The organism is Agromyces sp. NPDC056523 (assembly GCF_042794545.1).
Lineage (GTDB): Bacteria > Actinomycetota > Actinomycetes > Actinomycetales > Microbacteriaceae > Agromyces.
In genome coordinates, this window is record NZ_JBHTTM010000001.1 from 404839 (window position 1) to 418817 (window position 13979).

13 protein-coding genes and 2 tRNA genes are annotated in these 13979 nt (G+C 68.1%); 6 read left to right on the forward strand and 9 right to left on the reverse strand.

Features of this window, described 5'->3' with window-relative positions; translation table 11 throughout:
* Positions 1 to 70 precede the first annotated feature (70 nt).
* The 9 genes from ACFQ58_RS01925 to dnaA form a co-directional block, all read right to left on the reverse strand.
* Positions 71 to 143, reverse strand: a tRNA-Ala gene (locus tag ACFQ58_RS01925).
* A gap of 45 nt (positions 144 to 188) precedes the next feature.
* A tRNA-Ile gene (locus ACFQ58_RS01930) sits at positions 189 to 262 on the reverse strand.
* A gap of 70 nt (positions 263 to 332) precedes the next feature.
* Entirely contained in the window at positions 333 to 737 is a 405-nt protein-coding gene (locus tag ACFQ58_RS01935; RefSeq protein ID WP_376948991.1) for a DUF3566 domain-containing protein, read from the reverse strand.
* A gap of 5 nt (positions 738 to 742) precedes the next feature.
* Entirely contained in the window at positions 743 to 3256 is a 2514-nt protein-coding gene (gene gyrA, locus ACFQ58_RS01940; RefSeq protein ID WP_376950321.1) for a DNA gyrase subunit A, read from the reverse strand.
* 79 nt (positions 3257 to 3335) lie between these two features.
* Positions 3336 to 5351 carry a DNA topoisomerase (ATP-hydrolyzing) subunit B gene (gene gyrB, locus ACFQ58_RS01945; protein WP_376948993.1) on the reverse strand — a complete coding sequence of 672 codons (2016 nt, stop codon included), beginning with the start codon at positions 5349 to 5351 and terminating at the stop codon, positions 3336 to 3338.
* Positions 5352 to 5474: 123 nt separating this feature from the next.
* Positions 5475 to 5954, reverse strand: coding sequence for a DUF721 domain-containing protein (locus tag ACFQ58_RS01950; RefSeq protein WP_376948995.1), 480 nt, complete (start codon positions 5952 to 5954; stop codon positions 5475 to 5477).
* Positions 5947 to 7197, reverse strand: a complete 1251-nt coding sequence (recF, locus tag ACFQ58_RS01955; protein WP_376948997.1) for a DNA replication/repair protein RecF — start codon at positions 7195 to 7197, stop codon at positions 5947 to 5949. The genes ACFQ58_RS01950 and recF overlap by 8 nt, the downstream gene beginning before the upstream one ends.
* Positions 7198 to 7258: 61 nt before the next feature.
* The gene (gene dnaN / locus ACFQ58_RS01960) at positions 7259 to 8413 is read right to left on the reverse strand and encodes a DNA polymerase III subunit beta (protein WP_376948999.1); all 1155 of its coding nucleotides are present in this window, start codon (positions 8411 to 8413) and stop codon (positions 7259 to 7261) included.
* Between the two features lie 423 nt (positions 8414 to 8836).
* Entirely contained in the window at positions 8837 to 10321 is a 1485-nt protein-coding gene (gene dnaA / locus ACFQ58_RS01965) for a chromosomal replication initiator protein DnaA (RefSeq protein ID WP_376949001.1), read from the reverse strand.
* 411 nt (positions 10322 to 10732) lie between these two features.
* Between dnaA and rpmH the strand changes: the two genes are divergently transcribed.
* From rpmH to rsmG, 6 genes are read left to right on the forward strand one after another with little or no spacing between them, the layout of a single operon-like run.
* A complete protein-coding gene (rpmH, locus tag ACFQ58_RS01970; RefSeq protein WP_022879826.1) occupies positions 10733 to 10870 on the forward strand; it encodes a 50S ribosomal protein L34 in 138 nt (45 codons plus the stop codon).
* 8 nt (positions 10871 to 10878) lie between these two features.
* The gene (gene rnpA, locus ACFQ58_RS01975; protein WP_376949003.1) at positions 10879 to 11262 is read left to right on the forward strand and encodes a ribonuclease P protein component; all 384 of its coding nucleotides are present in this window, start codon (positions 10879 to 10881) and stop codon (positions 11260 to 11262) included.
* A gap of 1 nt (position 11263) precedes the next feature.
* Entirely contained in the window at positions 11264 to 11758 is a 495-nt protein-coding gene (gene yidD, locus ACFQ58_RS01980; protein WP_376949005.1) for a membrane protein insertion efficiency factor YidD, read from the forward strand.
* 9 nt (positions 11759 to 11767) lie between these two features.
* Positions 11768 to 12742, forward strand: coding sequence for a membrane protein insertase YidC (gene yidC, locus ACFQ58_RS01985; RefSeq protein ID WP_376949007.1), 975 nt, complete (start codon positions 11768 to 11770; stop codon positions 12740 to 12742).
* Between the two features lie 5 nt (positions 12743 to 12747).
* Complete coding sequence (locus tag ACFQ58_RS01990) at positions 12748 to 13245, forward strand: protein jag (protein ID WP_376949009.1); 498 nt, start codon at positions 12748 to 12750, stop codon at positions 13243 to 13245.
* Between the two features lie 27 nt (positions 13246 to 13272).
* Positions 13273 to 13929, forward strand: a complete 657-nt coding sequence (rsmG, locus tag ACFQ58_RS01995; protein ID WP_376949011.1) for a 16S rRNA (guanine(527)-N(7))-methyltransferase RsmG — start codon at positions 13273 to 13275, stop codon at positions 13927 to 13929.
* Positions 13930 to 13979: the final 50 nt, after the last annotated feature.

The following is a 13979-nucleotide window of genomic DNA, read 5'->3' on the forward strand; positions in this document are numbered from 1 at the left end:
GCGCCGAACGCAATCGCCCGCTCAGACGACTGCGGCCGCCGGACGAGGGCCGGCGGGCCGAAGGAACACGTGGAGCCTAGGAGATTCGAACTCCTGACATCCTGCTTGCAAAGCAGGCGCTCTACCAACTGAGCTAAGGCCCCCGGGGGCGAGGGCCGTGGCACCCGCCGGTTGTGGAGTTATCGGAGTGGGGATACGAGGACTTGAACCTCGGACCTCTTCGTTATCAGCGAAGCGCTCTAACCGCCTGAGCTATATCCCCGAATTTCGGCCGAAGGACAGATTACCCGACGTGGCGGGGATACTGAAATCGAGCCGAAGCGGCGCTCTGATCAGCTGTTGGTGAAGCCGACCAGGATGCCGCCGGTGATCTTCACGCTGAGGTTGTAGAGCACCGCGACGACCGCTCCGAGGGCGGTCGTGACGACGAGGTTCAGCAGCGAGACTACGATGGCGAAGCCCATCACGTTGCCGAGCGACAGGATGGAGCGCAGGTCGGTTCCGGCGCCCGCGACATCCTGCACCAGGCTGTTGAGGTTCTCGAACAGGCCGGTCGACTGGACGATGGTGAAGACCAGGAACGACGCCACGATGTTCACGACCGCGAGGCACACGGCCACCAGGAACGACAGCTTCACCGCCGACCAGAAGTCGATGTACACCAGGCGCAGGCGCACCTGCTTGGCCGGGGGCTTTCGGTTGGACTTACCGGCGAGCTTCTCGGCAACGCTGCTCATGACGGTCACTCCTCTCCTGCGGGCACGGCCGCTTCGGGTTCTGCGGCTTCCTCCGTGAGATTCCGCTCGGAATTCTTCGCGATCGCGATGATGCGGTCGTCTGCGGCGAACTTCGCGAAGACGACGCCCATCGTGTCCCTGCCCTTGGCGGGGACCTCGGCGACGTCAGAGCGTACCACCTTGCCGCTGGCAAGAACCACGAGGACCTCGTCGCCGCGACCGACGATCAGCGCGCCCGCGAGGTCGCCCCGCTCGTCGTTCAGCTTGGCCACCTTGATGCCGAGGCCGCTGCGCTGCTGGCGGCGGTACTCCTCGACCGGAGTGCGCTTGGCGAAGCCGCCCTCGGTGACGACGAACACGTAGCGGTCGGAGGGGCTGACGAGTTCGCCGGTCTCCTCGTCGCGGTACGCCTCGTCGCGCGCGGAGTCGGCAGAGGCGACGACGGATGCCTCGAGCAGCTCGTCGCCCGACCGGAACGACATGCCCTTCACGCCAGAGGTCGAGCGACCCATGGGGCGGAGCGCCTCGTCCGTCGCCTCGAAGCGGAGCGACATGCCCTTCTTCGAGACGAGCAGGATCTCGTCGTGCTCGTCGACGAGCATGGCCGAGACGAGCTCGTCGCCCTCGCGGAGATTGATCGCGATGACGCCGCGTGAGCGGTTGGTGTCGTACGCGGTGAGGTCGGTCTTCTTCACCAGCCCCTCGCGCGTGGCGAGCACGAGGTAGCGAGCGACCTCGTAGTCGCGGATGTCGAGGATCTCGGCGATCTCCTCGTCGGGCTGCAGCTCGAGCAGGTTGGCGACGTGCTGGCCCTTCGCGTCGCGGCCGGCCTCCTGGATCTCGTACGCCTTGGCGCGATAGACGCGACCCATGTTCGTGAAGAACAGCAGCCAGTGGTGCGTGGTCGTGACGAAGAAGTGGTCGACGACGTCGTCGGCCCGCAGCTGCGCGCCGCGCACGCCCTTGCCGCCGCGGTGCTGCGACCGGTAGTTGTCGCTGCGCGTGCGCTTGACGTAGCCGCCGCGCGTGACGGTGACGACCATCTCCTCCTCGGGGATCAGGTCTTCGACCGACATGTCGCCGTCGAAGCCGGGCACGATGTGCGTGCGGCGCTCGTCGCCGAACTTGGTGGTGATCTCGCGCAGCTCGTCGGAGATGATGCTGCGCTGGCGCAGCGGTGAGGCGAGGATCTCGCGGTAATCGGCGATCTGGCGTTCGAGCTCGGCCGCCTCGTCCATGATCTTCTGGCGCTCGAGCGCGGCCAGGCGCCGCAGCTGCAGCTCGAGGATGGCGCGGGCCTGCAGATCGTCGATGTCGAGCAACTCGATCAGGCCCTCGCGCGCATCATCGGCGGTGGCCGAGCGGCGGATCAACGCGATCACCTCGTCGAGGGCGTCGAGCGCCTTGAGGTAGCCGCGCAGGATGTGCATGCGCTCCTCCGCCTTGCGGAGGCGGAACTCGGTGCGCCGCACGATGACGTCGACCTGGTGGTCGATCCAGTGGGCGATGAACCCGTCGATCGAGAGCGTGCGCGGCACGCCGTCGACGATCGCGAGCATGTTCGCGCCGAAGTTGTCCTGCAGCTGCGTGTGCTTGTACAGGTTGTTGAGCACGACCTTCGCGACCGCGTCGCGCTTGAGCACGATCACCAGGCGCTGGCCGGTGCGACCCGAGGTCTCGTCGCGGATGTCGGCGATGCCGGTGAGCTTGCCGTCCTTGACGAGGTCGGCGATCTTGATCGCGAGGTTGTCGGGGTTGACCTGGTACGGCAGCTCGGTGACGACGAGGCACGTCCGGCCTTGGATCTCCTCGACGCTGACGACCGCGCGCATCGTGATCGAGCCGCGACCCGTGCGATAGGCGTCGTGGATGCCCTTGACGCCGAGGATCTGGGCGCCCGTCGGGAAGTCGGGCCCCTTGATGCGCTGGATCAGCGCCTCCTGCAGCTCCTCGCGGGATGCCTCGGGGTGCTCGAGCGCCCAGAGCGCGCCGTCGGCGACCTCGCGCAGGTTGTGCGGCGGGATGTTCGTCGCCATGCCGACCGCGATGCCGACCGACCCGTTGACGAGGAGGTTCGGGAATCGACTCGGGAGGACGGTCGGCTCCTGCGTGCGCCCGTCGTAGTTGTCCTGGAAGTCGACGGTCTCTTCCTCGATGTCGCGCACCATCTCCATGGCGAGCGGCGACATCTTGGTCTCGGTGTACCGGTGCGCGGCGGCGCCGTCGTTGCCGGGCGAGCCGAAGTTGCCCTGTCCGAGTGCGAGCGGGTACCGCAGCGACCACGGCTGCACGAGGCGCACGAGCGAGTCGTACACCGCGCTGTCGCCGTGGGGATGGAACTGGCCCATGACGTCGCCGATGACGCGCGTGCACTTCGAGAAGGCCCGGTCAGGCCGATATCCGCCGTCGTACATCGTGTAGATCACGCGGCGGTGCACGGGCTTGAGGCCGTCTCGGACATCTGGCAGCGCTCGCCCGATGATCACGCTCATCGCGTAGTCGAGGTAGGAGCGCTGCATCTCGAGATGCAGGTCGACCTGGTCGATGCGGCCGTGGATGCCGAAGCCCTCGCCGTCGCCGGCGCCCGGGTCGATCACGTCAGATGTCAAGGAAACGCACGTCCTTCGCGTTCTTCTGGATGAACGAGCGCCGGCTCTCGACGTCGTCACCCATCAGGGTGGAGAAGATCTCGTCGGCCGCCGCGGCGTCGTCCATCGTGACCTGCAGCAGGGTGCGGGTCTCGGGGTTCATGGTGGTGTCCCACAGCTCCTGGTGGTTCATCTCGCCGAGGCCCTTGTACCGCTGGACGCCGTTCTCCTTGGGCAGGCGCCGTCCGGCGGCCTGGCCGTCGGCGATCACGGCGTCGCGCTCGCGGTCGGAGTACACGTAGTCGTCGTCGGCGTTGGACCACTTGATGCGGTACAGCGGCGGCTGGGCGAGGTACACGTAGCCCATCTCGATGAGCGGCCGCATGTAGCGGAACAGCAGCGTGAGCAACAGCGTGGTGATGTGCTGGCCGTCGACGTCGGCGTCGGCCATGAGCACGATCTTGTGGTACCGAGCCTTCTCGGCGTTGAAGTCCTCGCCGATGCCCGTGCCGAAGGCGGTGATCATGGCCTGGATCTCAGCGTTGCCGAGAGCGCGGTCGAGCCGCGCCTTCTCGACGTTCAGGATCTTGCCGCGCAACGGCAGGATGGCCTGCGTCTCGGGGTTGCGGCCGGTCTTGGCAGAACCGCCGGCCGAGTCGCCCTCGACGAGGAAGACCTCGGAGATCGTCGGGTCCTTGCTCGTGCAGTCGCTCAGCTTGCCCGGCATGCCGCTGGTCTCGAGGAAGCCCTTGCGCCGCGTCGCCTCGCGCGCCTTCCGTGCGGCGATGCGGGCCGTCGCGGCCTGGAGGGCCTTGCGGATGACGTCGCGCGCCTGGTTGGGGTTGCGGTCGAACCAGTCGCCGAGCTGGTCGCCCACCACGCGCTGCACGAACGACTTCGCCTCGGTGTTGCCGAGCTTGGTCTTGGTCTGGCCCTCGAACTGCGGCTCGGCGAGCTTGACGGAGATGACGGCGGTGAGGCCCTCGCGCACGTCATCGCCCGAGAGGTTGTCGTCCTTCTCCTTCAGGATGCCCTTCTCGCGCGCGTAGCGATTCACGAGCGTGGTCAGCGCCGCGCGGAAGCCCTCTTCGTGCGTGCCGCCCTCGTGCGTGTTGATCGTGTTGGCGTACGTGTGGACCGACTCGGTGTACGCGGTGGTCCACTGCATCGCGACCTCGAGCGCGATCTTGCGCCCGGTGTCCTCGGTCTCGAACGAGATGATCTCGTCGTTCACGACCTCGGCCTTCTTCGAGCGGTTGAGGTACTCGACGTAGTCGACGAGCCCGCGCTCGTAGAGGAACGTGTCGGTCCGCTGCATGGGGATCGTGATCGCGCCGGTCGTCGGCGTGTCCTCAGGTGCGATCTCGACGTGGCCGACGCGGAGGTCGGTGAGCGTGATGCGCAGGCCCTTGTTGAGGAACGCGTACTGCTGGAACCGGGCGCGGAGAGTCTCGTAGTCGAATTCGACGGTCTCGAAGATCTCCTCGCTGGGCCAGAACGTGATCGTCGTGCCGCTCGCGTCGCTCGCCTCGTCCATCGAGAGCGGTGCCGTGGGCACGCCCACCTCGTAGCCCTGGCGCCACACGTGACCCTGTCGCCGGACCTCGACCTCGAGGCGGCTCGAGAGCGCGTTCACGACCGAGGATCCGACGCCGTGGAGCCCGCCCGAGACGGCGTACCCGCCGCCTCCGAACTTGCCACCGGCGTGGAGCACGGTGAGGACGACCTCGACCGTCGACCGGCCCTCGGTCTTGTGGATGTCGACCGGGATGCCTCTTCCGTCGTCGACGACGCGGATTCCCCCGTCTTCGAGGATCGTCACGTCGATGTCGGTGGCGTACCCCGCAAGCGCCTCGTCGACCGAGTTGTCGACGATCTCGTACACGAGGTGGTGGAGGCCGCGTGGACCGGTCGAGCCGATGTACATGCCCGGCCGCTTGCGGACCGCTTCGAGGCCCTCGAGAACCTGGATCGCGTCGGCGCCGTATTCGGGCGCACCCGGGGCCTTCGTCGGTTCCGCTGTCATGGGTGAATCGGGCTCCAAACCGTCGTTCTGGCGACCCTTGATCCTATCAAGTCCGGCCGTGCGCTCGGCGGCTCCGCGCCGATCTGCGGGGTCGACGCAGGCGAAGTGACCGATTTTGCCTTCTCAGCCGTAGGTGTCGCGTGGACCGCGCCCTGGAACCGATCTGGGACCCCTTTTCCAGGTGGGGGCATCCGGCCCTTGGAAGCGGATGGTCTCGACACCCGCGCCCGGATACCGCTCGAGGATCGCCGCGAGCAGCTCGCCGCGCATCATCCGGAGCTGCGTGGCCCACGCCGTGGATTCGCAGCGGACCTGGAGCACGCCACCCTCGATCGCGATCGGCTCGGAGTGCCGGGCGATGTCGTCGCCGGCGATGTCGGGCCAGGTCGCGAGCAGCTCGTGCTGCGACAGCGGACCGGTCCAGCCGAGCTGCGAGGTGAGTTGGTCGATGGCGGATCCGAGCGACCGAGGGTCGCGCCCCGGGGTGAACGGTTCGCTGCCGGCGGCGTCGCGCGGGCGGGCGCGGGCCCGACCGGGCCGGATCCGCGGCTCGCCGCCGAAGATCTCGCGGAAGTGCTGGTACGTCCGGGCGGCTTCAGACACCGGATGCCTCCGGCTGCCGCTCATCCGTGGCGTCTGCCGTCGTGCGTTCGAGGTCCCCTTCGGGCGCGACTCCCGGGTCGACGACCTCGCCCGCGTCGATGCGCACGACCCTTTTGGCGAGCGGCTCGGGTACGTCTTCGAGCACGGCCGCGGTGATGAGCACCTGCTCGTACCCGCCGATGGCGGCCGCGAGGCGCTCGCGGCGTAGGCGATCGAGCTCGGCGAACACGTCGTCGAGCACCAGCACGGGATCGCCGGTGGTCGAGTCGCGCCGGAGCAGCTCGGCCGCCGCCAGCCTGAGCGCGAGCGCGAACGACCAGGATTCGCCGTGGCTCGCGTAGCCCTTGGCGGGCAGGCCGTTGAGCAGGAGTTGCACGTCGTCGCGGTGGGGGCCCGCGAGCGTGATGCCCCGCTCGAGCTCCTTGCGCCGAAGTGCGGTGAGGGCCGCCGCGAATCGGTCGGCCGTCGTGGGGCGATCGGCTGCTGCCGCGGCGGCGGCGGGAACGACGGGCGCGCCATCCGTCGCCTCGTCGTCGGGATCGGCGCCGTCGACCGAGAGGACGGGCCGGAGCTCGGGTGCGTGATCGGCGTCGACGATCGAGCGGTACGCCGCCGCGACCGGGTCGCGGAGTTCGTCGATGAGCTCGAGCCGGCGATCGATGAGCTCGGCGCCGAGGGCGACGAGGCGCTCGTCCCAGATGTCGAGCGTGGTCAGCTGCGCGGCAGCGAGCCCGCGGGCGCGAGCGCTCTTCAGGAGTGAGTTGCGCTGCTTGAGCACACGCTCGTAGTCGGTCATGACGCCGGCCAGGCGCGGCGTGCGCTGCACGAGCAGCTCGTCGAGCATGCGACGCCGAACGGATGGCTCGCCACGGACGATCGCGAGGTCTTCGGGCGCGAACAGCACGCTGTGGGCGTAGCGGGGCAGGTCGCGCGGCTTGGCGGCCCCGCGATTCACCTGTGCGCGATTCGCGCCCTGCCGGTTGAGCTGCAGCTCGAGCAGCACCTCCCGCCCGCCGTGCGCGAGCACCGCGCGAACGATCGCGGCGTCGGCGCCCGCGCGGATCAGCGCCTGGTCGCTCGAGACCCGGTGCGATCCGAGCGTGGCGAGATAGCCGATGGCCTCGACGAGGTTGGTCTTGCCCTGCCCGTTGCGGCCGACGATGACGGTCGCGCCCGGGCCGAACGCCAGGTCGGCACGACGGTAGTTGCGGAAATCGGTGAGCGAGAGCCTGGCGACGTGCACGATGCCGCTCCCTTCTCGCGAATCATCAGGCTACTCGGGGCAACCGACAGCGAGATCGGTGCTAGCGCAGGAGCAGGTTCGGCTGGAGGAGGTACCGGTAGCTGTCGGATCCGGCCTGCTCGCGCGAGGTCTGGCTCGTGATGAGCACCGGCCCGGGCTTGTTGGGGTTCTCGGTCTTCGTGAACGAGATCCGGACGAACTCGCTCGGCACCGCCTGCAGGCCATCGAGCAGGAACTGCGGCTTCAGCGAGACGACGGTCTCGTCGCCGGTGAGGATGGCGTCGATCGATTCGGAGGCTTGCGCCTGCTCGCTGCCGATCGCCTCGAGCGTGAGCCCATCGGGCGTGAACGTGTAGCGCAGGGCGGCCTCGCGCTCGAGCACGAGGGCGACGCGGCGGGTGGCCTCGATGAGGTCGGCCGTGTTCATGACCGCGTAGTTGTCGACCGTGTCGGGGAAGAGCCGGCGCACGGGCGGGAAGTTGCCCTTGATGAGCAGCGACGTCACCGTCTTGCGATCGGCGCTGAAGGCGATGAGTTCGCGGTCGTCGCGGCTGGTGATCGCGACCGAGATCGTGCCGGAGTGGCCGAACGTCTTGCCGACTTCCTGGAGCGTGCGCGCCGGCACGAGCGCGGCGAGCCCGGCGTCGCCGTCGCCGGCGACCCCACCACCGTCCCAGTCGATCTCGCGGATGGCGACACGGTAGCGGTCGGTCGCGACGAGGCTGAGGCTGTTCTCGCGGACCTCGAGCTGCACGCCCGTGATGACGGGGGTCACGTCGTCGCGCGAGGCCGCGACCGCGACCTGCGCCACGGCCGAGGCGAACTCCTCGGCCGGCACCACGCCAGTCTGCTCGCCGATCTCGGGGATCGACGGGTACTCCTCGACGGGCATGGAGAGCAGCGTGAAGCTCGCGGAGCCGCAGGTCACGGAGATCCGCGACGCCTCGGTCGACACCTTGACGGGCGCGTTCGGCAGCCGGCCGGCGATCTCGGCGAGGAGGCGGCCCGAGACGAGCACCGTGCCCGGCTCTTCGACGTCGGCCTGGATCTCGGTCCGGGAGGACACCTCGTAGTCGAACGAGGAGAGGACGAGGCCGTCGCCGCTCGCCTGGATCAGCACCCCGGACAGGATCGGCAGGGTCGTGCGCTGCGGCAGCAGCTTGACGGCGAAGGACACGGCCTCACTGAAGACGTCGCGATTGACCTGGAACTTCACGGTTCTCCCGTCGTGGAGGGCTGGATCGGCTCCCATGCTATCCGGACGGTCATTCCCGGTGCCGGGATTTCCGGGCGTCGATCCGGGTTCCGACTCCGAGGTTGTCGGGCGCCCTGGCTTAACCCTCTATCTCTTAACGGTGTTAACCGGTGTGGAAACTGTGGATGGCGTGCGGTGATCCGCGAGACGACAGGCGAAGCGGGTCATCCGGGCTGTGCACGGTGTGTGGAAACCGGGGCGGATGGCTCGACCTCGCCGCAGACGCCGTTCGGAGTTGTCCACAGCCCCACGGGCCGTCTCAACAGTCGTGGCGCGGTTGCTCGTTAACAATCCACAGATTGTCCACACCTGTGTGGAATCGCTCGAGCGTCCCGATCCGGGGTCGCCGAACGGGCCGGTCGTCCGGCTGTCCGCGATGTCGGCTCAGCGGAAGCGCGAGTTCTGCTTGATGCGCGCGGTGAGCTCGGTCACCTGGTTGTAGATGGAGCGACGCTCCTTCATGAGCTCGGAGATCTTCTTGTTCGCGTACATCACCGTCGTGTGGTCGCGGTTGCCGAACAGCTGGCCGATCTTCGGGAGGCTGAGGCTCGTGAGCTCGCGGCACAGGTACATCGCGATCTGGCGCGCGGTCGCGACGGCCTGCGAGCGACTCGACCCGTACAGGTCGTCGACCGTCAGCTTGAAGTAGTCGGCGGTGGCGGTGATGATGTCGACCGGCGCGACGACGTTGTCGGCGTCATCCGTGATCAGGTCCTTCAGCACGGTCTGGACGAGCGGCATGTCGACCGGGGTGCGGTTCAGGCTCGCGAACGCGGTGACGCGAATGAGCGTGCCCTCGAGCTCCCGGATGTTGCTCGAGACCTTCGAGGCCATGTACTCGAGGATGTCGTCGGGCACCTGGAGGTGCTCGTTCTGCGCCTTCTTGCGCAGGATCGCGATGCGGGTCTCGAGGTCGGGCGCCTGCACGTCGGTGATGAGGCCCCACTCGAAGCGGCTGCGCATGCGGTCCTCGAAGCCCGTGAGGTGCTTCGGCGGAACGTCGCTCGTGATCACGACCTGCTTGTTGTGGTCGTGCAGCGTGTTGAAGGTGTGGAAGAACGCCTCCTGCGTCTCCGCCTTGCCCTGCAGGAACTGGATGTCGTCGATGAGCAGGATGTCGATGTTGCGGTAGCGCTGCTGGAAGAGCGAGCCGCGGTTGTTCGCGATCGAGTTGATGAAGTCGTTCGTGAACTCCTCGGAGGAGACGTAGCGCACGCGGATGCCCGGGTACAGGCTCATGGCGTAGTGGCCGATGGCGTGGAGCAGGTGGGTCTTGCCGAGGCCCGAGTCGCCGTAGATGAACAGCGGGTTGTAGGCCTTGGCCGGCGCCTCGGCGACCGCGACCGCGGCGGCGTGCGCGAAGCGGTTGGACTGGCCGATCACGAAGCTGTCGAACGAGTACTTGGGATTCAGCCGCGCGTCGCGGGGCCGGTCGGGGTTCGTGTCGAAGATCGCCGCCGGCGGCACCGGCGAGTCGACGAGACCGGAGGGCCCGTCGGGCACGGCGGCGAGGCCGCCCCCCATCGGCGATCCGCCGACCGGGCCGCCGGCGAGACCCACCCCGTTCCCGCCGGGCTGCATGTCGGGTTGGCGCAGCTCCTCGAGCTCGGGATTCACGACGACGTAGAACGAGGTGACCGGCGACGGCGCGTCGATGACGCTCATCGCGGAGAGCAGCGAGACGCGCATGCGCTGGTTCAGCATGCTCGCGGTGAAGTCGTTCGGGACCTCGAGGTAGAACGTGCCGGCCGCGATGCCCTTCGGCTCGACCAGGTTGAGGAAGCCCTGGAGCATCGGCGTGATCGCCTCATCGTCCGACAACCGATCGAGGACGGTGGCCCACGTGTCGGAAATGGGCTGTTCGGTCATTGCTCCCCGCAATCTTCAAGGCACCGTCGGTCGGCCGCTCGTCGTCCCCCGAACGACAGGTCGAGCGGCCCGAGGTGAAGTTTCCACAGCTCTCCACCGCCTGTGAGCGAAGCTGCGAGAAGCGCGGATTTCCGCCGTGCAGGCTGGGGATAACTGGTCTCACACGCTAGCGAATCGCAGTGCCCCCGACAAATGCCGATTCGAGGATCGACGGGGCCCCCGGCGTGTCGATCCGGGCACGAAGCTGTGGATCGGTGGAGAATGTCAGGTCAGGAGTGCGCCTCGGTTTGACCGCGGCATCCGCAAGCCGTAGTTTTAATCAGTTGACCGCAGCCCTTTCGGGCACCGAGTTTTCCCGCCGACGCACCTGTGACGCGTCCGTGCGCGGAGATCCCAAGCCGGAGAAGAAGAATGAGCAAGCGTACGTTCCAGCCCAACAACCGCCGCCGCGCCAAGAAGCACGGCTTCCGCGCCCGCATGCGCACGCGCGCCGGTCGCGCCATCCTCTCGGCCCGTCGCGCCAAGGGCCGCACCGAACTCTCCGCGTAAGTTCCTCGGTGCTCGCCAAAGCCAACCGCATCACGAGCGCCGATGACTACCGGTTCATCGTGCGCCGAGGTGCGAAGGTCGCCGGTGCCCACTCCGTGAGCTATCTCCGCTCCCGGGAGGCGGGCACCGACGCGCGCTTCGGCTTCATCGTGAGCAAGAAAGTCGGCTCCGCCGTGCGCCGCAATCTCGTGCGGCGGCGGCTCAAGGCGGCGTGCCGTGAGCTCGTCGACGGTGGACTGACCGCGGTCGACCTCGTAGTCCGCGCGCTGCCGAGCTCGGCAGTCGCCGACTACCCCTCGCTTCGGGCGGATGTCGCGACCGCCGCCGCCCGCGGCGATCGCCGCGGTGCCGCCGCCGCCTCACCGGCCGCGGTCGCCGCAGAAGGGCCCTGACGTGCGCGACCTCGCCTGGTTCGTGTGGCTCCTCCCCCGCAACGTGGGCGTGCTGCTCATCCGCGCGTACCGGGCCGTCGTCTCGCCCCTCTACGGCGACGTCTGCCGCTACTACCCCACGTGCTCCGCCTACGGCCTCGGCTCGGTCCAGCATCGCGGCCTGGTCGTCGGGTCAGCGCTCACCGCCTGGCGCATCGTGCGCTGCAACCCGTGGTCGGCCGGCGGCATCGATGACGTGCGGATGCCGGCACGTTCCCGGTTCCACGTGACGCGCTTCGGCTTCGTGATCCCGCCGGGCTGGGCGTCGGCTTCGCGTCCGCGTGGACGCCACGCCGGTATCGCGCGCTCCGGCCGCCGCCGGTCGTCGCTGCCGGTGGCCGACCAGCACGCCGGCCACGCGCACGCCCCGGTCTCCGCCGGAACGGATGCCGCGGCATCCCTCGCTCGCGACGTCGCGGGCCCCGAGCTCTCCCCCATCACGTCCCGGAAGGACTGACCCGCTCCAATGGACATCTTCAGCATCATCCTGTGGCCCATCAAATGGGCCATCGAGCTGATCCTCGTCGCGTTCCACTCCCTCTGGACGTTCCTCGGGCTCGACCCCGACGCCGGCATCACGTGGGTCCTCGCGATCGTCGGGCTCGTCATCGTCGTCCGGGCCGCGCTCATCCCGATCTTCGTACGCCAGATCAAGAGCCAGCGACGCATGCTCGAGGTCGCACCTCAGCTCAAGAAGATCCAGGACAAGTACAAGGGCAAGAAGGACCAGTTCTCGCGCGAGGCGATGTCGCGCGAGACCATGGAGCTCTACAAGCGGACCGGCACGAACCCGCTGTCGTCCTGCCTCCCGCTGCTCCTGCAGATGCCGATCTTCTTCGGCCTGTTCTCGGTGCTCAACGACGCGTCGATCCACGCCGAGCGCGGTGGCGTCGGCGCGCTGACCCCGACGCTCGCGGACTCGTTCTCGAACGCCGAGTTCCTGGGTGCGCCGCTGAACTCGACGTTCATCAACGAGTGGAACGCGATGATCGCGGGAAACCCGTACGACCTGTCGACGATGCTCGTGGCCGTCACGATGATCATCCTGATGACGGCCTCGCAGTTCATCACCCAGCTCCAGATCGTCTCGAAGAACATGTCGCCCGAGACCAAGGCGAGCCCGATGTTCCGCCAGCAGCGGATCCTGCTCTACCTGCTCCCGCTCGTCTTCGCGTTCTCCGGTGTCGCCTTCCCGCTCGGCGTCATGTTCTACTGGCTCGTCTCGAACTTCTGGACGATGGGCCAGCAGTTCATCGTCATCCGCAACATGCCGACTCCCGGTAGCGAGGCGGCCAAGGCCCGCGAGGCTCGTCTGGCCCGCAAGGGCAAGCTCGTCGTCGAGCCGCCGAAGGAGGCTGCCGACGACGTGGCGAAGAAGCCGACGACGCAGCGGAGCCAGCCGGTGAGCAAGAACCGCGCGAAGAAGCAGAACAGGAAGTGACCTCGATGACCGACGTCCATCACGACGCCGCGACCCGCACCCTCGAGCAACTCGAGGAGGAGGGCGACATCGCCGCCGACTACATCGAGGAACTCCTCGACATCTGCGACCTCGATGGCGACATCGACATCGACGCGCGCAACGGACGGGCTTACGTTTCGGTGCACGCCGGCGAGGGAACCAACCTCGCGGTGCTCGCCCGGCCCGAGACCGTCACGGCGCTGCAGGAGCTGACGCGCCTGGCGGTGCAGACCAAGACGGGCGCATTCTCCCGGCTGATCCTCGACGTCGGCGGCTCGCGTGACGCGCGTCGCGACGAGCTCGCCCGTCTTGTGGGCCGTGCCGCCGAGCGGATCGAGGCCGGTGCGGCTGAAGCCGCCCTGCCGCCGATGTCGTCGTACGAGCGCAAGCTCGTGCACGACCTCGTCGCCGAGCGCGGTCTCCACTCCGAGTCGCGCGGCGAGGGTGCCGAGCGCCACACGGTGATCACGCGCGTCGGCTGAACCCGGCCGCACCGTTTCACGTGAAACATGACTGACCCCTCCCCCGGCTGGCGCGAAGCGCTCGAACCCGAGCCCGACGCGGCGGCGAGTGTCTTCGGCGAGCACCTTCCGACAGCGCGCCGTTTCACTGAGAACCTCGCTCGCCACGGTGAAGAGCTCGGGCTCATCGGCCCGCTCGAACTGCCTCGGTTGTGGTCCCGACACGTCCTGAACTCCGGGCTCGTGGCGCCGCTGCTGCGCCCAGGCCTCGTCGGCGACGTCGGCTCCGGCGCTGGACTTCCGGGCATCCTGTTGGCGATCGCGCGACCCGACGTGCACCTCACGCTCATCGAGCCAATGGAGCGACGCGTGGCGTGGCTCACCCGTCAGGTCGATGAGCTGGGTCTGGAGAACGTCGACGTCGTGCGGGCTCGCGCTGAGGAAGTCAAGCTCAAGGGGCGCCTCGATCAGGTGACCGCTCGCGCCGTGAGTGCGCTCCGCACCCTCATTCCGATCACCGCTCCCCTGCTGCGTCCCGGCGGGGAACTGGTGCTCATGAAGGGTGGCGGCGTCGAGGCCGAGATGGGCGCGGCCGAGAAGGCGATCCGGAAGCACCGTCTCGAGGGTGTCGAGGTGATCGTCCTCGGTGAAGGCGTCGTGGACGACGTCACCCGCGTCTTCCGCGCGCGAGTACCGTCGGCGTGACTTGCCTGGAGACTCGGCCGTTTCACGTGAAACGCCATGTCAGGTGGGCG